Here is a 21,556-nt window from a genome sequence, read left to right as displayed (position 1 = left end):
GTAAAAGTAGGAATAAATTCGGGTTTTCCAGGCTGTTTTTACCTGCTTTTTGTAATTTAAATAGCTTAATTAACAATACGTTGAAGTTTGGCGAAACGGCTGCTTCCGTGCTGCATCCGGCTAACCGCTTATCCAAAAATACGACCGCTCCCCCGGAGCCGCAAGTAAGGGATTTAGGGTGCAAAAACAGTTCATTGGGGTAGAAAATGAAAATTTTCAAAATTTTATCATTTCACCCATACAAAAAGCTAAAAATATGAAAATACTTTTTATAAATTTAAAGGTTTAACAACTGTTCTATCTATCACTTTAACTAAAATGTTTTAACCAAAAGTCCACGTTTATGGCAAACACTATTCAACCGCAAAAATTATTCGTTGCCAGCTGTACAGCGCTGCTGGTAACCTCTTTGTCATTTGGTATCAGAGCTGGTATCCTGGGCGACCTGGGCGTTCTGTTCCATCTGGATGTTAAACAACTGAGTATTATTGCCTCTACTGCGTTCTGGGGATTCCCGCTGGCAGTAGTGATCGGCGGCTTCATAGTAGACCTGATAGGCATGAAACGCCTGCTGCTGGCAGCTTTCGTGCTGCACCTGCTGGGTATTATCCTGACTATCACCGCCAGCGGCTTCTGGTCACTCTTCATATCCACTCTCTTTATTGGTATGGCAAACGGAACGGTAGAAGCTGCCTGTAACCCGCTGGTAGCAACCATCTTCCCAACCAATAAGACCACTAAACTGAACCACTTTCACCTCTGGTTCCCCGGAGGTATCGTAATAGGTACCCTGCTGGTATTCCTGATGAAGAAAGTAGGACTGACCTCTTACCAGTTGCAGGTAGCTACAATGCTTATCCCAACTATCGTTTATGGTTACCTGTTCATGAAACTTGATTTTCCTGTAACAGAAAGGGTGGCATCAGGTATCTCCACCTCCCAGATGTACCGTTCAGTAGTGAGCCCTCTCTTTATCTGCATGTTCATTCTCATGTTCGGTACCGCTATCACAGAACTCTTTACAGGCCAGTGGATCGAGGTATTGCTGAAAAATGTAACAGAAAACTCCATTCTTATTTTAGCGCTAACAGCAGGCGTGCAAACGCTGGGAAGAGCGGTAGCCGGACCGGTTGTACACCGCATGTCTCCAACCGGGGTTTTATTAATTTCTGCAATTTTAAGTGCTTTGGGCTTATATTTACTCTCGCATGTGTCCGGAAACATGATATTTGTGGCAGCCTTTATCTTCGGAATGGGCGTTACCTATTTCTGGCCAACAATGTTGGGATTTGTTTCTGAGAATATCCCTGAATCAGGCGCTTTAGGCATGAACCTTATGGGCGGTGCCGGTATGTTTGCCGTTTCGATTTATATGATATTCATGGGCGGGTTCTACGATAGCATTATAGTTAAGAACCTGCCTGCCGGCGCAGCTGTTGACGCATACCGTTCCGCGGCTCCGGGCAGCGCTGAAGCTACCGCTTTTGCACAGGCTACGGCAGTTGCAGGCCCTGAGATCATTAAAGCAACTTTAGTGATCCCGATCATTTTGATCGTGGCCTTTACTGGTCTTTATTTCTATATGCGTAATCGTAAAAATGCACAAAAGGTTCAAATAGCTTAACTTAAAAAACGATAATTGTAAATATGACACGGAAACTCAGAATGGGAATGATCGGAGGCGGTAAAGACGCCTTCATTGGTGCAATTCACCGTATTGCTGCCAATATGGACGGATTAATTGAATTAGTAGCTGGTGCACTTAGCATTCATAATGAAACAGCTATCGAATCAGGAAAAATGTTGTTCCTGGACCCGGAACGCACCTACCTGGATTTCAAAACCATGCTGGAAAAAGAAGCTGCCATGCCGGCCGATAAACGCCTGGACTTTGTAACAATCGTTACTCCGAACTTCGCGCACTTCGAGCCTGCCATGATGGCGTTAGACAAAGGTTTCAACGTAGTGATAGAAAAACCGATCACTTTTTCCCTGGAAGAAGCTAAAAAATTAAAAGAGAAAGTGGAAGCTACCGGCTTAACACTTTTACTGACACATACCTACACCGGTTACCCAATGGTGAAACAAGCCAGGCAAATGGTAAAAGACGGAGCTTTGGGTAAGATCCGTAAAGTATGGGTAGAATATCCTCAGGGCTGGCTGAGCAAAATGAGCGAAAGAGAAGGCAATGCACAGGCAGCATGGAGAACAGATCCTTCCAAATCAGGTAAAAGCGGTTGCATGGGCGACATCGGTACCCACGCTGCTAACCTGGCAGAATATATCACCGGCTCCAATATCACCCAGTTATGCGCCGACCTGAATATCATGGTTCCTGGTCGCGCCCTGGATGACGATGGCAACGTTTTATTGCGTTTCGACAACGGCGCCGCCGGTGTTTTAATGGCTTCACAGGTTGCTGCCGGTGAAGAGAACGCACTGAAGATCCGTGTATACGGCGAAAAAGGCGGGCTCGAATGGGCACAGCAGGAACCAAATACCCTGCTGGTAAAATGGCTGGACAAACCAACAGAGATCTACCGTGCAGGTAACGGCTATGGCTTCCAGTCGAGCTATATGACCGCCAACACACGCACTCCGGGCGGCCACCCTGAAGGTTACCTGGAAGCATTTGGCAACCTGTATCGCAACTTCGCACGTACGCTGAGCGCAAAGATCGACGGCGTAACGCCTTCTCCTGAATCTCTCGACTTCCCAAGCGTTGCCGAAGGTGTTCGCGGTATGGCGTTCATTGATAACGTTGTTCGCTCTGCACAAAGCGATGTAAAATGGACTAACTTCGAGATCTAGTATTCACCACCAGAACGATTGTATGAAAACGATAAAAGGACCTGGTATTTTCCTGGCGCAGTTCATGGGTGATCAAGCGCCGTTCAATAACCTGAAATCCATCTGCGAATGGGCTGCTTCCATTGGCTTTAAAGGCGTTCAGATCCCAACCTGGGAAACAAGACTGATAGACCTGCAAAAAGCTGCTGAAAGCAAAACCTATGCAGACGAGATCAAAGGTATCGTAAACGCTGCCGGTTTGGAGATCACTGAACTCAGCACCCACCTGCAGGGACAACTGGTAGCTGTAAACCCGGCATTCTCTGAAATGTTCGATGGTTTTGCGCCTGCCGAATATCATAATAACATCAAAGCCCGTACAGAATGGGCTGTGAACCAGCTGAAATACGCTGCTAAAGCCAGCCGGAACCTGGGTTTGAATGCCCATGCTACTTTCAGCGGCGCCCTGCTCTGGGCTCCAGCCATGTACCCATGGCCTCAGCGCCCTGCCGGACTGGTAGAAACAGGCTTTGCTGAACTGGCAAAACGCTGGCTGCCTATCCTCAACGAGTTTGAAGAAAATGGCGTAGACGTTTGCTACGAAATTCACCCGGGTGAAGACCTGCACGATGGTATTACCTTCGAACGCTTCCTGGAAGCTACAGGCAACCACAAAAGGGCAAACCTGCTCTACGATCCAAGCCACCTGCTGTTGCAATGCCTGGATTACCTCGAATACATCGATATCTACCACGAGCGGATCAAGGCATTCCACGTAAAGGATGCTGAATTCAACCCAACCGGCAGATCAGGCGTATACGGCGGCTTCCAGTCATGGATCGACAGGCCGGGACGTTTCCGCTCCCTGGGCGACGGACAGGTAGATTTCAAATCCATCTTCAGCAAATTAACACAGTATAACTTTGAAGGATGGGCTGTTATGGAATGGGAATGCTGCATCAAGCATCCGGAAGACGGTGCTAAAGAAGGCGCTCCTTTCATAAAAGATCATATCATCAGGGTTACAGAAAAAGCATTCGACGATTTCGCAGGAGCGGGAACAGACGAGGCTTTCAACAAACGCATACTCGGTATCTGAGCTAACTAATAAGACCTATATTTTGGGATTTTGTTTATTGATTCTTCCTGAACCGATAAACAAAATCCCAAAGTCGTTAAAATCAGTAAGTCATTAAATCTATTATAAACAATTATTTAAAACATCAACAAATGAGAAAGAGATATCTGGCGCCGCTGGTATTAAGTGCTGTATTTTTTGCGGCATGCGGAGGTGAGACAAAACAAGAAGAAAAGAAAGTAGAAAATGCGCAGGAAACTCCGGCAGCAGATAATTCAATGGTTTCAGGCAGCAGCGAAGCTAAAACCGAAGAAAGCAAAGGTGAAAAGCTCATGGCGGCAAGCGACTGCCAGACCTGCCACAAAGTAGAAATGAAAGTAGTAGGACCTGCATTGAAAGATATCGCTGCTAAATATCCTAACACTCCTGAAAATGTTGACAAACTTGCTGATAAGGTTATCAAAGGCGGTTCAGGTAACTGGGGAGAAGTAGCTATGTTGCCACACCCTAATGTATCTAAAGATGATGCAAAGGAAATGGTGACCTACATCCTGTCCCTGAAGAAGTAAACTTCTATTCATCACTTAACTCATAGTAAATGAAAAAAATAATCATGGGCGCACTCATGCTCGGTGCTGTAATCAGCACCCAGGTTGTTAATGCCCAGAAATTGAATACCCTGTCGGCAAAAGAAAAGAAACAAGGTTGGAAACTGTTGTTCGATGGTACTTCTACCAAAGGATGGCATTCTTACAACCAGTCTTCTGCCAGCGCGGCATGGAAAGTTGCTGATGGCGCAATTGGCCTCGACCAATCTGCCAAGAAAAGTGGCGCCCCCGGCGGCGACCTGGTAACAGACGGCGAATACGAAAATTACGAACTGCTGATCGACTGGAAGATCTCTGAAGGCGGTAACAGCGGTATCATTTTCAGCGTACATGAAGATCCTTCATTGGGCCAGTCATACTTATCCGGTCCTGAAATGCAGGTACTGGACGATGCAAAACACCCGGATGGTAAGAACGTAAAGCACAATTCAGGCGAATTGTACGACCTGATCAAAGCTCCATCTAACCCTGCCAAACCGGTTGGCCAGTGGAACACCGCCAGGATCCTGAAAAAAGATGGTCACCTGACCCTCTGGCTCAACGGCGTTAAAACTGCCGAAACTACTATGGGTACTCCTGAATGGGATGCTTTGGTAGCTAACAGTAAATTCAAAAACTGGAAGGACTTCGGCAAATACGCTAAAGGTCATATCGCCTTGCAGGACCACGGTAACGACGTATGGTACCGTAATATCAAAATAAGAGAACTTTAATTCCTTTCACGCAAAGGCGCAAAGAATTTTTTTAGATTGAAGCGAATTTTAAGACCGCAAAGGAGCGGAAATAAATATTTTAAACAATACATAATCTCCGCTCCTTTGCGGTCTTAAAATTCGCTTCAATCTAAAAAAATTCTTTGCGTCTCCGCGTGAAAGAACAACCCACGTACACAATGAAAACATTAACCACGTTTTTCGCACTCATGCTCCTTATTGGCCTGACAGCCGCGCAAGCCGGCGGTCATAAGCCAAAAACAAAAAGAGTTTTAGTGTTCTCCAAAACCAAAGGATTCCGTCATGATTGCATTCCAGCCGCTAAGCTGGCAATCATGAAATTAGGGGAAGAAAACGGTTTTAAGGTCGACACTACGGAAGATGCAAGTGTATTCACTCCTTCCAATCTTAAAAAATATGCAGCAGTCATCTTCAGCTGCACTACCGGCGATGTATTAGACAGCGCGCAACAGGTAGCTTTCGAAAACTACATACACAAAGGCGGAGGATGGATGGGTATCCACGCGGCAACAGACACAGAGTACGACTGGCCTTGGTACAACAAACTGGCCGGTGCATGGTTCCTCAGTCACCCGCACCAGCAAACAGCAATGCTCAGGGTTGTAGATCATAACCACCCCGCCACCAAAGACCTGCCGGATGAATGGATCCGTAAAGACGAGTGGTACAATTTCAAGAACCTGAACCCTGATGTGCATGTGCTGATCAAAATAGATGAAAGCACTTACTCCGGCGGTAAAAACGGCGACAATCACCCTATGTGCTGGTATCACAGCTTCGAAGGAGGACGCGCATTTTACACTGAAATGGGCCACGTCAAAGAATCCTACCAGGATCCTGTATATCTGAAGCATTTACTGGGTGGCATAGAATACGCCATCGGTAATTGGAAACCCAATAACTAAGACTAGCTATAGTAATGAAAAATTCAATTAAACTAATTCTTCTCCTGGCCCTTGTAGGCTTCGCCGCCTGTCAGAAGTCCAGGCCCGGAAAGCCTAAAGTGCTCCTGTTTACCAAAACAGCAGGCTTCCATCATAACTCCATCACCCCGGGCATCACTGCCATCCAGAAACTGGGACAGGAAAATGGGTTTGATGTAGACACTACTGTAGATGCAGCGAAATTCAACGAAGATTCACTGCAACAATACGCTGCCGTTATCTTCCTCAATACCACAGGTGATCTGCTGAACAACTACCAGGAAGCTGATTTCGAAAGATATATCCAGGCAGGTGGCGGGTACGTTGGTATTCATGCCGCAGCCGATGCAGAATACGAATGGGGATGGTATAACCACCTCGCCGGCGCATGGTTCCAGAACCACCCTCCGGGCGTTCATAAAGCTACCATCGAAGTAGTGGACAAATCTTTCCCTGCAACAGAAGGACTTCCCGAAAAATGGGAACATACCGACGAATGGTACAACTACAGGAATGTAGATACTACCACTACGGTACTGCTGAAACTGGACGAAAAGAGCTACCAGGGCGGTACCATGAATGGTAATCACCCTATCAGCTGGTACCACGACTATGATGGCGGACGCGCTTTCTACACAGGTCTTGGTCATACCGAAGAATCCTATTCTGATAGCCTGTTCCTGAAACATATTGCCGGCGGTATTAAATATGCGATCGGTAAGAACCTGGTGCTGGATTACAGCAAAGCAACTACGCTGCGCGTTCCGGACGAAGACCGTTTCACCAAAACCCAGCTGGTATCGGGCGAGTTCTTCGAACCAACGGAAATGGCTATACTCCCGAACCTCGACATCCTCATTGCCCAGCGCCGTGGTGAACTGATGCTCTATAACAATGCAGAGAAAAAACTTTCACAGGTTGGATTCCTGAATGTTTATCATCATACCGATGTGCCGCATGTAAATGCTGAAGAAGGATTCCTGGGACTGGCCGCCGATCCTAAATTCAAGGATAATCACTACATCTACGCGATGTATTCGCCTAAAGACACTTCCGTTAACCGTTTGTCGCGTTTCAAATTCGAAAACAACAAACTGGACATGTCTTCCGAAAAAGTGATCCTGCAATTCTATTCACAACGTGATATCTGCTGCCATACAGGCGGTTCTATCGCTTTTGGTCCCGATGGCCTGTTATATCTTTCTACAGGTGATAATACCACGCCATTCGACGAACCGGGCCAGAAATATGTGAGCAAAGGTTACGGACCAACAGACGACCGTCCTGGTCACCTGCAATACGACGACCTGCGCGGATCTGCCAACACCAACGATCTGCGTGGTAAGATCCTTCGTATTAAAGTGAATGAAGATGGCTCCTACAGCATTCCTAAAGGTAACCTCTTCCCAGAGGGTACCGCCAAAACACGCCCTGAGATCTACGCTATGGGTACGCGTAACCCTTACCGTATGTCGGTAGACCAGAAAACCGGGTATGTGTATTGGGGAGAGGTAGGTCCGGATGCCAATAACGATGATTCCCTGCGCGGACCACGCGGATACGATGAGATCAACCAGGCCAAAAAACCTGGCTTCTTTGGTTATCCTATGTTCATCGCCAATAACAAACCTTACAGGGTGTATAATTACGAGACTGGCGAAAGCGGACCATATTACGATCCGTTAAAACCAATCAACCATTCCCGTAACAACACGGGGTTAAAAGAATTACCTCCAGCTACTCCTGCCTTCATCTGGTACCCTTATGCAAAATCAGAAGAGTTCCCGATCGTAGGTTCCGGAGGCCGTAATGCGGAAGCAGGCCCTGTATACTACAGCGAATTCTATCCAAAAGAAACCCGTTTCCCTGATTACTACAATGGTAAACTGTTCATCTACGACTGGATCCGCGGATGGATCATGGCTGTAACCATGGACAAAAACGGCAACTTCTCCAAAATGGAAAAGTTCATGCCTCATACCAAATTTGTAGCGCCTATCGATATGGAAATGGGTCCTGATGGCCGTTTGTATGTACTGGAATACGGAAACGGCTGGTTCAGCAAAAACCCGGATGCAGGTTTGGCCCGTATAGACTACAACGGCGGCAACCGCGCTCCGAAAGCTGAGATCTCTGTAAACCATCAGACCGGCGGCCTGCCATTTAAAGTGAAGATCAGTGCAGAAGGATCTAAAGATCCGGATGGCGATAAACTCACTTATATGTGGAACCTGGGCAACGGCACCAAGAAAGAAACGACAGAACCATTTGTTGAATATACCTACACTACAGCCGGTGAATACCAGGTATCAGTGGAAGTAGCAGACGACAAAGGCGCTAAAACTAAGAGCAAGAACATTGAACTCTATGCAGGTAACGAAACTCCTGAAGTGAAGATCGACATTACAGGCAACAAGATGTTCTACTTCCCTGGCAAACAGGTTCACTATGCTGTTAGCGTAAGTGATAAGGAAGATGGCAGCTCGGCAGATGGCAAACTGGATGTGAACAACATCTTTGTGAAGGCAGATTATATCGATGGTAAAGATAAAGCCGCATCTCCTCAGGGCCACCAGATCATCAGCGGCGCCATTGCCGGCAAGAATATCATGGAAGTTTCTGATTGTAAGACCTGTCATAAGGTTGATGAGAAATCAATTGGTCCAAGCTTTAAACAGGTAGCTGAAAAATACAAGAACGATCCTGAAGCTCCGGAAAAACTGGCGAAGAAGATCATCAACGGCGGTGGCGGCGTTTGGGGCGAAACAGCTATGTCGGCTCACCCTGGCCTGTCTATGGGCGAAGCAAAACAGCTGGTAGAATACATCTACTCTGTAGGCGGCAATACGCCTAAAGTTGCTTCCCTGCCGGTATCTGGCGCGATCAACCCAACTATGGGCGGCGAAGTAAAAGAAAACGGAACGCTGTACCTGTTCGCAAGCTATACAGATAAAGGCGGCGCAGGTATTAAACCAATCACCGGAACAGCATCCGTTGAATTACGCAACCCAACTATCCCGGCAGCGGATTACGACAAGAGCAACGGTATTTCTGCATTCTCTGTAGATAACCGCAAGTTCCTGATCCCTTCAAACGGCGGTTGGGCAAGCTACAAGCAACTCGACCTGACAGAAGTCAGCGGACTTGAATTCACTTACATGGTTCAGGAAACACCGCAACAGGGCTATGTTGTTGAAGCATTCCTGGACGACGAAAATGGCGCCCGCCTCGGCGAAGTGACCATCGGTCCCGGCGCTGCTGCAAAAGCTCCTAACAAAGCTGCCATCAGGTTCACCCCGATCACCGACGGTAAATTACATAACCTGTATATCCGTTTTAAATCGACAGATGCAACTCAGCAGGTGCAGTTAGGCGTTGTTTCAATTGCATTATTGCCATAAGAAAAATATACGCGCAAGCGTTATAAAAGGTCCGTCTCTACGCTGTGGAGACGGACCTTTTTGATTTGTGGCCCATACAGGAGCTTAAACAGCAGAGCCATAAAATAAACAGGGCCGTCTCCACAGCGTAGAGACAGCCCTTTTATACAATTGATAAACAAGCCTACTTTTTCGGTTTGGAACCCATTACAAAGGTAATAACTCCACCTTTCATAATTTCATCGTGCGTAATATACAAACGATTTAAAGGAGCGCCGTTTAACATCACTTTCTGTACATAAACATTCTTATCTCCCTGGTTCTTTACATCTACAACAAATGTTTTCCCGTTCTCCAGCTGCAGGGTAGCTTTATCGATAGCCGGGCTGCCCAGCGAGTATTGATCTGAGCCCGGGCAAACGGGGTAAAAACCAAGCGTGGTGAAAATATACCAGGCGCTCATCTGGCCGCAGTCGTCATTTCCGCCTAAGCCGTCAGGACCCGGATGGTACATCTTTTTCAGGATCATCCTCACCCTTTCCTGGGTTTTCCAGGGGTAGCCGGTCCAGTTATAAAGGTAGGCCACATGGTGAGAAGGTTCATTACCATGCACGTAGTTGCCAATGATACCATCGCGGGTAATATCTTCCGTTTCCGCAAAATATTTATCCGGCAGTTCCATTGTGAATAATGAATCCAGGTGTTGGGTAAACTGCTTTTTACCGCCCATCATGGCGATCATATCGTCGGGGTTATGCGGAACATACAGGCTGTAATTCCAGGCGTTACCTTCAATAAAGCCCTGGTCGTGCGTTTGCAGCGGATCAAAGCTGGTTTTGAAGGTACCGTTGTCCAGGCGCGGGCGCATAAAACCTGTCTGTGAATCGTAAACATTCCTGTAGTTGGCAGAACGTTTCATGAATTCATCATAAATATCCTGCTTGCCCAATTTCTTCGCTACCTGTGCAATACACCAGTCGTCGTATGCATATTCGAGGGTTTTGGAAACAGAGGAACCGTTCCTGTCTTCCGGCACATAGCCTTTGTCTATATAGTATTCCAGGCCATCGTAGGTGCGATGCCGCGCAGTAGTTACACAGGCCTCCAATGCCTTTTCCGCATCAAAAGGCGCATTGCCTTTCATGATAGCATCTGCAATTACAGAAACGCTGTGATAGCCTATCATGCACCAGTTTTCATTGGCGTAATGCGACCATACAGGCAGCATATGCTGTACACTTTGTTCATAGTGTTTCAGCATCGATTGTATCATATCAGCGTTCCGCTTAGGCTGAATAACGTTGAAAAGCGGGTGCAAAGCCCTGTATGTATCCCAGAGGGAGAAAGTAGTATAGTTGGTGAAGCCATCCGCCTGGTGAATATTCATATCCAGCCCCCTGTACGAACCGTCAATATCCATGTAGGTAGTTGGGTTAATGAAAGCATGGTACATGGCCGTATAAAAGTTTTCCTTTTCTTCCCGGCTCCCGGATTCGATATGGATCTTGTTCAGCTCTTTGGCCCACAATGCCTGGCCATCCTGTTTCACTTTATCAAAATCCCATCCCGGGATCTCTGAAAGATTTTTTACAGCGCCGGCAGTACTTACAGGAGAGAGCGCAAATTTGATCTTGATCTTTTCGCCTGCAGATGTTTTGAAATCAAAGTATGCGCGAAGCTGGCGGCCGGCCATTTCAGGAAAATTCTTTGTTTGATCGAATTTTCTCCAGAAACCGCGGTAAACGTCTTTGGAATAATTTTGCTGACCGTATTGTACAAATGGTTTGGAGAACACCATTGCAAAATATTCGATCCTTGTACGCGCCCAGCCGTTGGTTTGCCTGAAGCCCGTGATCAGTGTATCGTTTTCAACGCGGATAAAGGTCCAGACGTTTTTATTCTCGTGGTTGTAAATGCCCGACATCATATCCAGGATGATATGAGCCTGGTCGGTCTGCGGGAAGGTGTATTGGTGGAAACCTACGCGGTTGCTGGTTGTCAGCTCGGCGATGATATTATCATCATCCAGTTTTACTTTGTAGTAGTTTGGTTCCGCCACTTCATTGGCATGAGAGAACCTGCTACGGTAGCCGCTTTCAGGATTATCGGCGGTTCCGGGGTTTAATTGCAGTTTGCCAACTGTTGGCATGATGAGGAAATCGCCAAGGTCGGAGTGGCCGGTACCGCTGAAATGCGTATGACTGAATCCTACAATTGTTTTGTCTTCATATTGATATCCTGCACAATACTTATACACATCAGGATTGTATTTCCCGTTCATGTCGTAAGGAATCGTATCAGTTTCGGGGCTTAACTGCACCATACCGAAAGGTACAGTAGCGCCGGGGTAGGTATGTCCCATCCGTTGTGTGCCGGTGATCGGTTTCACGTACTGCAGCACGTTTTCCTGGGCGAAACCGTGCAGGGAGGATACCAGCAGAATAGATAATATTGTTTTTTTCATGAATTGATTTTGTGTTAGACCTTCTTTTAAAAAATACATCCCGAAGAATCGGGATGAATTAGTCAGTGAACAATGAAATTTGTCTAAAGAAAATATTTCGTTCTATTTCTTGCTGTTGGAATAAGAGTAAGGATAAGCTGATGGATCAGTGCCTCTTGTTTTCTCAGGATTTGCTCCCATTCTGAATTCCAGGGCGCCGCCTTTTTGCAGGTCCTGGTGGCTGATCCAGTTTTTAGCGTATGGTTGCCCGTTTAACGAAGCGCTCTGCACATAGAGATTTTGTTCACTGTTCCCTGGTGCATTTATAACCATTTTCTTACCATCTTCCAATGTCATAGTCAGTTTAGGGAACAATGGCGTTCCGAAAACATACTGGGGAGTACCCGGGCAAACAGGGTAGAAGCCCATTGCAGAGAACACGTACCAGGCGCTGGTTTGACCGTTGTCTTCATCGCCGCAATACCCGTCAGGTGTTGCGTGGTACAATTTGTTCATTACCTGGCGGATCCAGTATTGAGTTTTCCATGGCTGACCAGCATAGTTGTACAGGTAGATCATATGCTGGATAGGCTGGTTGCCGTGCGCATATTGTCCCATGTTCATGATCTGCATTTCGCGGATCTCGTGGATCACGGTACCATAGTAGCTTTCATCGAAGATCGGAGGCATGTTGAATACAGAGTCCAGCATTCCCACGAACGCCTCTCTTCCGCCCATCAGGTCAGACAAGCCTTGAATATCGTGGAATACAGACCAGGTATAGTGCCAGCTGTTACCTTCGGTAAACGCGTCTCCCCATTTAAACGGATTGAATGGAGCCTGGAACTTGCCATCTTTATTTTTACCGCGCATCAGTTTGGTCTCAGGATCAAACAGGTTGCGGTAGTTTTGAGAACGTTTCTCGAACAGCGCGATCTCTTTCTTCGGGCGGTTCAGGGCTTTTGCCAGCTGCAGGATGGTAAAGTCGTCGTATGCATATTCCAGCGTACGGGCGGCATTTTCATTCACATTCACATCGTAAGGCACATAACCCAAGGTATTATAGTATTTAACGCCTAAACGGCCAACAGAACTTAAAGGACCTTCATTTTCGGTGTTCTTTAAGATAGCCTGGTAAAGGGTGTTGATATCGTAACCGCGGATGCCTTTAAGATAAGCGTCGGCGATGAGAGAAGCGGAGTTGGAACCAACCATGCAATCGCGGTGGCCAGGGCTTGCCCATTCAGGCAACCAGCCGCTTTCTTTGTAAGTATTGGCTAACCCTTCCATGATCTTGGCGCTTAAAGAAGGGTACATCAGTGTAAAGAACGGATGTACGGCGCGGAAGGTATCCCAGAAACCGTTGTCGGTGAACATATAGCCAGGTAACACTTCGCCGTTGAAAGGGCTGTAGTGAACCACTTCATTCTTGTTGTTATACTCATAGAACTTCCTTGGGAAAAGGAGTACGCGGTATAAAGAAGAATAAAAAGTACGTACCTGGTCTACGGTTCCGCCTTCAACTGCGAGGCGGCCCAATTCTTTATTCCAGGTGTCTTTTGCTTTCTGGCAGGTAGCGTCGAAGGAGTCCTGACCAATTTCGCGCTGCAGGTTCAGTTCGGCCTGTTCAAAGCTGATAAAGGAAGAAGCAGTTTTGATCCCTACTTTTTCTCCTTTGCTGGTTTTGAAGCCAACAACGGCGCCTGTATGATTTGCCTGTAATTCCAGTTGTCCTTTTACCAGAACGGAATCGTGCCAGGTATCAGCAACGGTGAAAGGCTTATCGAAAGTGATTACAAAATAGTTTTTGAAGTTGGCAGGAACGCCTCCGCTGTTCTTGGTTGTATAACCGATGATCTTCTTCTCAGCAGGAATGATCTTGATATAAGATCCTTTGTCGAAAGCATCTACCACTATAAAAGCGCTGTCGGTTTGCGGGAAGGTGAAGCGAAGTTGGGCGGCCCTTTCCGTTGGCGTGATCTCGGTAGTTACATCCGGGTCGGCAAGATAAACGCTGTAATAGTAAGGTTTTGCAACCTCAGATTTATGAGAGAACCAGCTGGCGCGTTTGTTCTGATCGAACTTTACTGTGCCGGTTACCGGCATAATGGCAAACTGCCCGTAGTCGTTGATCCACGGTGAAGGCTGGTGTGTTTGCTTAAAGCCCCTGATCTTGTCGGCAGTGTATTGATATGCCCAGCCGTTACCCATTGTATTGGTTTGAGGCATCCAGAAATTCATACCCCAGGGAAGGGCGATAGCGGGATAAGTATTACCGTTAGACAGCGAAACTTTGGAATCGGTACCCATCAGGGTATTCACCCAATCTGCCGGCGAGGTTACCTTCTCCACTGTCTGGCTATAGGCGCCCTGCAGGCAAAATAAAGCTGCTGCTAGCAATCCAACTTTTTTCATGCGTTCTTTTTAAATAAAATGAAAATGGTGTTTGTTGACTCAAATACACAATAAACCCTTGAAAAATATACGATCCAGGTCGTTATTCCGGCTTTAAAGGTAATCTGAAAAATCGATTTAGCACAGGCCCCGAAAAAAAAGGGTCCTTATAGTCGATCCTTTTTTCCGTTTAATTGCAATAGCAGCTTTAAAAATAAAAATAATTTCCGAAATCTGCTCTTTTTCAGGTGGAACCTCTCAGGATCAACCGGCCAGGCAATTCTACCGCATACCTTTTCAGTGGCCCCTTGCTTTTATCCAGCTGCTGCATTAACATATCTATAGCCGTCCTGGCTATATTTTCGATCGGCTGTTCGATCACTGAAATACCAGGAGGGTACAGCCTGAAGATATCGTGATCGTCAAAGCACATAACGGCAATATCGTCCGGCATTTTCAGTTTTAGATCCGAAATTGCTTCTAATCCAAGGATTCCAAGGTAATTTGTAGCAAAAAATATAGCCTCCAGGTCGGGGTTCTCTTCCAGGAATGTGCGTATTTCTTTTAAGGAATCGCTATGTTGCCGGTGGTATTTTACTTGTAAGATGTATTTCTTTTTTACAGGGATCTTGTGCTCTTTCAGGGTAGTTACATACCCTCTCTGCCTTTCATCGAGCTGGATGAGGTCCAGGTCTACCGTCACAAAAGCTATTTTTGTCAATCCTTTCTTCACCAGCTGTTTAACGCCCTGGTGTACGCCTTCGAAGTTATTGATCAGCACATAAGGGGCTTTAATCCCCGGGAAATAGCTATCCATCAGCACCAGCGGCCGCTGTTGCTGTACCAGTTGCTGTATTCCTTTTTCCATTCCTGGCGCCGGGGTGATCAGGTAGCCGTCTACCATCTGCCGGCCCAGCATCTTGATCAGCTCTGCGCCTTTCTGCGCATTATTCTCAGTGCTGCAATACACCACGTTATAACCGTTGCGCTCCGCTTCGGTTTCAATGGTTTTTGCCAGGCAGGCAAAAAAACTTCCGGAAATACTTTCGACGATCAGGCCTAAAGTTTTCGACTGCCCTGTCCGCAGGTTTACCGCCATCCGGTGCGGTTCGTATCCTGCTTTCTCGGCAACCTGCATTATCTTTTGTGCCACCTCGTCCCGGATCCTCATTTGCTTTCCTTTTCCATTCAGTACGAAAGATACTGTGGAAGGTGCTACTCCGGCCAGTTTTGCTACGTCTTTAAGGGTCAATCTTTCCATCTATAGGACACTGATTTTGGCATACTCAAATTTTTTCATACCGGGAATTCAATCTTTTTTAATGGTCGTATAGTTACGCTTATGGTAATAACCTGGCGACGGAAATTACAAAAATACTGTTAAATGCAAGGCAGGAAGAAAAAAATGATTTATCTTCCAACAAGACAAGTCAATAATATATACTTATTGCGAACGTTATAACGTTATTGGCTCTATTTTCGAATGCCAACAACTACAACTGTAGACAATCTTCAATTTATTATGAAATATTTCTCTGATAATCTAACTGACCCTGTTTATATCAAGCCGGAAAAAGAAACAGCGCTCGACAGGCTGTTTAAAAGCTGGATAAAAGACGAGCGAGACCTTCCGTTTGTTTACCTTACAGTAAAGATCACGTTTACCTTATGGCCGCTGGCCATCCTGATGTACATCCCGGGTATGAATAACTGGGTATGGTGGGCTGCCGCCATTCTTTACCAATTCTTTAACAATGTTACTTTTAAAGGACCTTTCGGCCTGATGTTGCACTGCACCAGCCACAGGGCTTTCTTTAATAAGAAATACCAGTTTTGGAACAACTACCTCCCATGGGTAATAGGCCCGTTGTTCGGACAAACGCCCGAATCCTATTATTCACACCATATTGGTATGCATCACCCGGAGAATAATATGCCGGACGACGATAGCTGTACCATGTTCTACCAGCGGGATTCGTTCCGCGGTTTCCTGCTCTACCTGTGGAACTTCGTAACCTTCGGGGCTTACGATACAGCCAGGTATCATATCCGTAAGAAAAGGAATAAACTGATGATAAAACTGATCAGGGGCGAAGTATTGTTTGCTGCTGTTTGCGTCGGGTTGTCATTTGTGAACTTCCCTGCTACATTCGTGGTATTTATCCTGCCTTTTATTATTTCAAGGATAATCATGATGGTGGGCAACTGGGCGCAACATGCTTTCATCTGCCCTGCGGATCCTGACAATGCATATAAGAACAGTATCACCTGCATCAATACCAAATACAACCACAAATGCTGGAACGATGGCTACCATATCAGTCATCACCTGAAACCAAGCATGCATTGGACAGAACATCCTGTGTACTTCCGGAAAACGATAAAAGAGTATATCGACAACGATGCTATCGTTTTTGACGGCATACATTTCCTGCATGTCTGGGCATACCTGATGCTGAAACGGTATGATCTTCTTGCCAAAAACTTTGTAAACATAGGAGACCGTTTCCAGACGGATGCAGAAATTATCTCATTCCTTAAACAACGTACCCGGAAAATGGCTGTTCAACCTTATGTGGCCGCCGCAGCGGCTGCCTGAGTTATCCACATTTCGGCCGTTTTAAGTAAATACCCGGCTGTCTCTAACCAGTAGAGACAGCCGTTTTTATGTCGATAATGGTCCAAAAAACCGCTACAGTGGCCCATTTCAATATAAATTAATAAAAGTTATGTTAGATTATCTTAATGAAAATGATTAATCATAACAATAAGTAACTAAATTTGCGCTCTAACTTTTTTTATTAAAGTAAAAAATATGCGTACTGTTACACTGAAAAGGGTTGTGGTTACCGGTCTCGGAGCACTAACACCTATCGGGAATGATGTAAATACATTTTGGAACAATATGAAGGCTGGTGTAAGTGGCGCCGGTCCCATCACAAAATTTGACACCACAGAGTTCAAGACAAAATTTGCCTGTGAAGTCAAAGGTTTTGATGTAGAGAAATACATGGAAAAGAAGGAAGCCAGGAAAATGGACAACTTCACACAGTACGCTATGGCTGCTGCTCATGAAGCAGTATTGGATGCGGGCCTTACTAATGAAGGCGTGGATAAGACCAAAATTGGCGTTATCTGGGCTTCAGGTAACGGCGGTATGCTGACGTTCGAAGAACAGATCGTTGAATTTGCGGAAGCTAATTTCGTTCCTAAATTCAACCCTTTCTTCATTCCTAAATTGATTTCCGACATCGCAGCAGGCCAGATAGCCATGAAATATGGATTTATGGGAGTGAACTTCTGTACTGTTTCTGCCTGCGCATCTTCTTCCAGCGCACTGGTTGATGCATTTAACTATATCCGCCTGGGTAAAGCCAATGCTATCATCGCCGGCGGTTCGGAAGCACCTGTAACCCGTGCAGGCATTGCCGGCTTTAATGCTCTTAAAGCTTTGTCTACCAACAACGAAGACCCTACCCACGCCGCCCGTCCTTTCGATACAGACCGTGATGGTTTTGTAATGGGAGAAGGCGCCGGAGCTATTGTCTTGGAAGAATATGAACACGCGATCGCCAGGGGCGCTACCATCTATGGTGAAATGATCGGCGGCGCAATGACTTGCGACGCTTATCACCTGACCGCTACTCACCCCGAAGGCCTGGGTGCACGTATGGGTATGGAAGAAGCCATCCGCGATGCAGACCTGCAAATGACAGATATCGATTATATCAACGCTCACGCCACTTCCACACCGGTAGGCGACGTCAGCGAACTGAAAGCGATCGTTTCTGCATTCGGCGATCACGCAGAAAAACTGAACATCAGTGCCACCAAATCAATGACAGGTCACCTGCTCGGCGCTGCCGGCGCTATCGAAGCCATCGCTTGTATCAAAGCCACCCAGGAAGATATCGTTCCTCCAACCATCAACACTACCGTGCTGGGAGAAGGAATTCCAACTAACCTGAACCTGACTTTAGGTAAAGCGCAGCAACGTACCATCAACGTAGCCATGAGCAATACCTTCGGTTTCGGCGGCCACAATGCGATCTGCGTATTCAAAAAATACAAAGCGTAGGTTGCAAAGGAGCGAAGTTTCACGCAAAGGAGCAAAGAAGCAAAGAAGCAAAGTTTTTTTGATCGAAGCGAATATTAAGAAGCAAAGGAGTAAAGACTACTTTTCAGTATTCTTTACTCCTTTGCTTTCTTATTTAAAAACTTTGCGTCTTTGCTTCTTTGCTCCTTTGCGCGAAACTTCGCTCCTCTGCGTGAAATTCTCGTAATTATGGCGTAGTTTAGTAGTTTAATATTATGGCAAAGAAAAAAGAGAATGTACCCGCTCAATCCGCCGCGCAAGCCCCGGTAGATGAACAAATAGCCATATTTGGCGCAAGGGAGCATAATTTGAAGAACCTGGACCTCGAGTTGCCCAAAAATAAACTGGTAGTGATCACCGGAATCAGTGGCAGTGGAAAATCATCACTCGCCTTTGATACCGTTTACGCTGAAGGACAACGCAGATATATGGAAAGCTTTTCCGCCTATGCACGTCAGTTCATCGGCGATATGGAGCGCCCGCAGGTCGATAAAATAACAGGCCTTTCTCCCGTTATTTCTATTGAACAAAAAACTACTAACAAAAATCCCCGCTCTACTGTAGGAACCATCACAGAGATCTATGACTTTCTCCGCCTCCTCTATGCAAGAGCCGGAACTGCATACTCCTACATTACGAACAAACCAATGACCCGCTTCTCCGAAGAAGAGATCATTGCACACCTGTTTAAAAATTATAACAATAAAAAATTAGCCGTTCTCGCACCCCTGGTGCGCGGACGTAAAGGCCATTACCGCGAACTCTTCGAACAGGTAAGGAAACAAGGCTACCTCAAAGTAAGGGTAGACGGCGAAATCCAGGACCTGAAAGAAAGAATGCAGGTAGACCGCTATAAAATTCACGACATCGAACTGGTGATAGACCGCATCCAGGTGAAAGAAGATGCCCGCACCCGCATCAGCCAGAGCGTACAAAAAGCGCTCACAATGGGAAAAGGCATCATGATGATCATGGACCATGACAGCGAAAAAGTAAGCCAGTACAGCAAACAACTCATGTGTGAAGACACCGGCCTGTCGTACGATGAGCCAAGTCCCAACACCTTCTCCTTCAACTCCCCTTACGGCGCCTGCCCCCGCTGTAAAGGACTGGGCACCATCTACCAGATAGATATGAACGAAGTGATCCCGGATTACAGCGTTTCAATTGCCGACGGGGGACTAAAACCGTTGGGAGAAGCCCGCGATACCTTCACCTACAAACAGGTACAGCAACTATCAAAGAAATATAAATTCTCCCTCACCGCTCCAATTTCCAATATCCCTCAGAAAGCCCTGAACGTACTGCTGTTCGGCGATGAAAACGGGAAACTGGAGGTAGACCTCGAATTTGGGGATAATGCCGAAGAAAAGGAATACTCTACCGAATATGAAGGTGTTGTTAACATGGTACGCCGGTATTTCAACGATACCTCTTCCGACCATGTAAGAAGCTGGGCAGAAGGTTTTATGAAACTCAGCACCTGCCCTGAATGCAACGGCTCCCGCCTCAAAAAGGAAAGCCTCTACTTTAAAGTGGATGGCAAAAATATTTCCGAACTGGGAAATATGGACCTGGATAAATTACTGGGCTGGTTCGATGGAATTGAAGACAGGCTGGAAAAGAAACAGAATGCAATTGCAAAGGATATCCTGAAAGAGATCAGGGAACGGTTGCAGTTCCTCCTGAACGTAGGACTCACCTACCTGACCCTGAACCGCCCTACCCGTACGCTCAGCGGGGGCGAATCGCAACGTATCCGCCTTGCTACGCAGATAGGCTCCCAACTGATGGGTATCACCTATATACTTGATGAACCGAGCATTGGATTGCACCAACGCGACAACATGCAACTGATCGACGCCCTGCGAAACCTGAAAGAAATGGGCAATACCGTGATCGTTGTAGAACATGATAAAGACATCATGCTACATGCAGATCACCTGGTGGATATTGGCCCGGGAGCAGGAGTACATGGAGGCCAGATCGTAGCACAGGGCACGCCTAAACAGATCTTAAAACTGGGTACGCCTACCGCCAATTACCTGAATGGTAAAGCTATTCCGCCTGTTCCGGAAGCCAGGCGCAAAGGAAATGGCAATTTCCTCGAACTGAAAGGCGCCTCCGGTAACAACCTGAAAAACGTGAACCTGAAATTGCCTTTAGGCACATTCATCTGCGTAACCGGCGTATCAGGCAGCGGCAAATCTACACTGATCAACGAAACATTATATCCAATCCTTTCTCAACATGCTTACGACTCCAAACAGGAGCCTATGCCGTACAAAAGCATCAAAGGGCTGGAAAATATAGACAAGGTGATTGAGATCGACCAATCGCCGATCGGGCGAACTCCCCGGAGTAACCCTGCCACTTACTGCGGTTTCTTTACGGACATCCGTACCCTCTTCGCCTCCGTTCCGGAAGCCAAGATCAGGGGCTATAATGCCGGCCGCTTCTCGTTCAACGTAAAAACCGGCCGCTGTGATGTTTGTGAAGGCGGGGGAATGAGAGTGATAGAAATGAACTTCCTCCCGGATGTATATGTACCTTGCGAGAAATGCAACGGTCGCCGTTATAACCGCGAAACCCTGGAGATCCGCTACAAAGGAAAATCTATTTCCGATGTACTGGATATGACTGTAGACGATGCAGTGGAGTTCTTCCAGCCGGTTCCATGGATCTATCGCAAGATCAAAACCCTGCAGGATGTAGGACTTGGGTATATCACCCTTGGCCAGTCGGCAGTTACCCTCTCCGGCGGTGAAGCCCAAAGGGTAAAACTGGCTACCGAGCTTTCGAAAAAAGATACCGGCAAAACTATCTATATCCTTGATGAGCCAACAACAGGACTGCATTTCCAGGATATCCAGCTGTTGCTGGGAGTATTGAATAAGCTCGTAGACAGGGGAAATACTGTGCTGGTGATAGAACACAACCTGGATGTTATCAAAATGGCCGACTATATTGTAGACCTGGGGCCTGAAGGCGGCGCCGGCGGTGGTACTATCCTCTGCACAGGCACTCCCGAACAGGTTAGTACATGCAAAGAAAGTCATACAGCCGCATTCCTCAAAAAGGAGCTGGGAATTTAATATCTTGCGACCCGG

The 21,556-nt window shown here is 46.6% G+C and carries 13 protein-coding genes; 10 read left to right on the top strand and 3 right to left on the bottom strand.

The genetic code is table 11. From position 1 onward, the window contains the following. The first annotated feature begins 343 nt into the window (after positions 1-343). From BLV62_RS13945 to BLV62_RS13915, 7 genes are all read left to right on the top strand, one after another. Positions 344-1,624, top strand: a complete 1,281-nt coding sequence (locus BLV62_RS13945) for an MFS transporter (RefSeq protein ID WP_089762571.1) — start codon at positions 344-346, stop codon at positions 1,622-1,624. Between the two features lie 23 nt (positions 1,625-1,647). Then, positions 1,648-2,811: a Gfo/Idh/MocA family protein gene (locus BLV62_RS13940; protein WP_089762570.1), complete on the top strand. Its 1,164-nt coding sequence runs from the start codon at positions 1,648-1,650 to the stop codon at positions 2,809-2,811. A 22-nt stretch (positions 2,812-2,833) separates the two neighbouring features. Beyond that, entirely contained in the window at positions 2,834-3,889 is a 1,056-nt protein-coding gene (locus BLV62_RS13935; RefSeq protein WP_089762569.1) for a sugar phosphate isomerase/epimerase family protein, read from the top strand. 131 nt (positions 3,890-4,020) lie between these two features. Beyond that, a complete protein-coding gene (locus BLV62_RS13930) occupies positions 4,021-4,437 on the top strand; it encodes a c-type cytochrome (RefSeq protein ID WP_089762568.1) in 417 nt (138 codons plus the stop codon). Positions 4,438-4,466: 29 nt separating this feature from the next. After that, positions 4,467-5,189, top strand: a complete 723-nt coding sequence (locus tag BLV62_RS13925) for a 3-keto-disaccharide hydrolase (RefSeq protein ID WP_089762567.1) — start codon at positions 4,467-4,469, stop codon at positions 5,187-5,189. A 179-nt stretch (positions 5,190-5,368) separates the two neighbouring features. Further along, complete coding sequence (locus BLV62_RS13920; RefSeq protein WP_089762566.1) at positions 5,369-6,115, top strand: ThuA domain-containing protein; 747 nt, start codon at positions 5,369-5,371, stop codon at positions 6,113-6,115. Positions 6,116-6,129: 14 nt separating this feature from the next. Next, positions 6,130-9,534 (top strand): ThuA domain-containing protein, encoded by a 3,405-nt coding sequence (locus BLV62_RS13915; RefSeq protein ID WP_089762565.1) that lies wholly within the window; start codon positions 6,130-6,132, stop codon positions 9,532-9,534. Between the two features lie 163 nt (positions 9,535-9,697). Here BLV62_RS13915 and BLV62_RS13910 read toward each other — a convergent pair whose 3' ends face one another. From BLV62_RS13910 to BLV62_RS13900, 3 genes are all read right to left on the bottom strand, one after another. Next, the gene (locus BLV62_RS13910) at positions 9,698-11,977 is read right to left on the bottom strand and encodes a GH92 family glycosyl hydrolase (protein WP_089762564.1); all 2,280 of its coding nucleotides are present in this window, start codon (positions 11,975-11,977) and stop codon (positions 9,698-9,700) included. A 102-nt stretch (positions 11,978-12,079) separates the two neighbouring features. Further along, positions 12,080-14,371, bottom strand: coding sequence for a GH92 family glycosyl hydrolase (locus BLV62_RS13905; protein WP_089762563.1), 2,292 nt, complete (start codon positions 14,369-14,371; stop codon positions 12,080-12,082). Positions 14,372-14,594: 223 nt separating this feature from the next. Then, positions 14,595-15,611, bottom strand: a complete 1,017-nt coding sequence (locus BLV62_RS13900; protein ID WP_089762562.1) for a LacI family DNA-binding transcriptional regulator — start codon at positions 15,609-15,611, stop codon at positions 14,595-14,597. Positions 15,612-15,872: 261 nt separating this feature from the next. On the opposite strand from BLV62_RS13900, the gene BLV62_RS13895 reads away from it, so the two are divergent. From BLV62_RS13895 to uvrA, 3 genes are all read left to right on the top strand, one after another. Continuing rightward, a complete protein-coding gene (locus BLV62_RS13895; protein ID WP_089762561.1) occupies positions 15,873-16,949 on the top strand; it encodes a fatty acid desaturase family protein in 1,077 nt (358 codons plus the stop codon). Positions 16,950-17,165: 216 nt separating this feature from the next. Continuing rightward, positions 17,166-18,428: a beta-ketoacyl-ACP synthase II gene (gene fabF, locus BLV62_RS13890; protein WP_089762560.1), complete on the top strand. Its 1,263-nt coding sequence runs from the start codon at positions 17,166-17,168 to the stop codon at positions 18,426-18,428. A gap of 233 nt (positions 18,429-18,661) precedes the next feature. Next, positions 18,662-21,541 carry an excinuclease ABC subunit UvrA gene (uvrA, locus tag BLV62_RS13885; RefSeq protein ID WP_089762559.1) on the top strand — a complete coding sequence of 960 codons (2,880 nt, stop codon included), beginning with the start codon at positions 18,662-18,664 and terminating at the stop codon, positions 21,539-21,541. The last annotated feature ends 15 nt before the right edge of the window (positions 21,542-21,556 follow it).

The sequence above is a fragment of the Chitinophaga terrae (ex Kim and Jung 2007) genome, from assembly GCF_900107795.1.
Classification (GTDB): domain Bacteria; phylum Bacteroidota; class Bacteroidia; order Chitinophagales; family Chitinophagaceae; genus Chitinophaga; species Chitinophaga terrae.
This window is presented reverse-complemented; position numbering and strand designations above follow the sequence as displayed.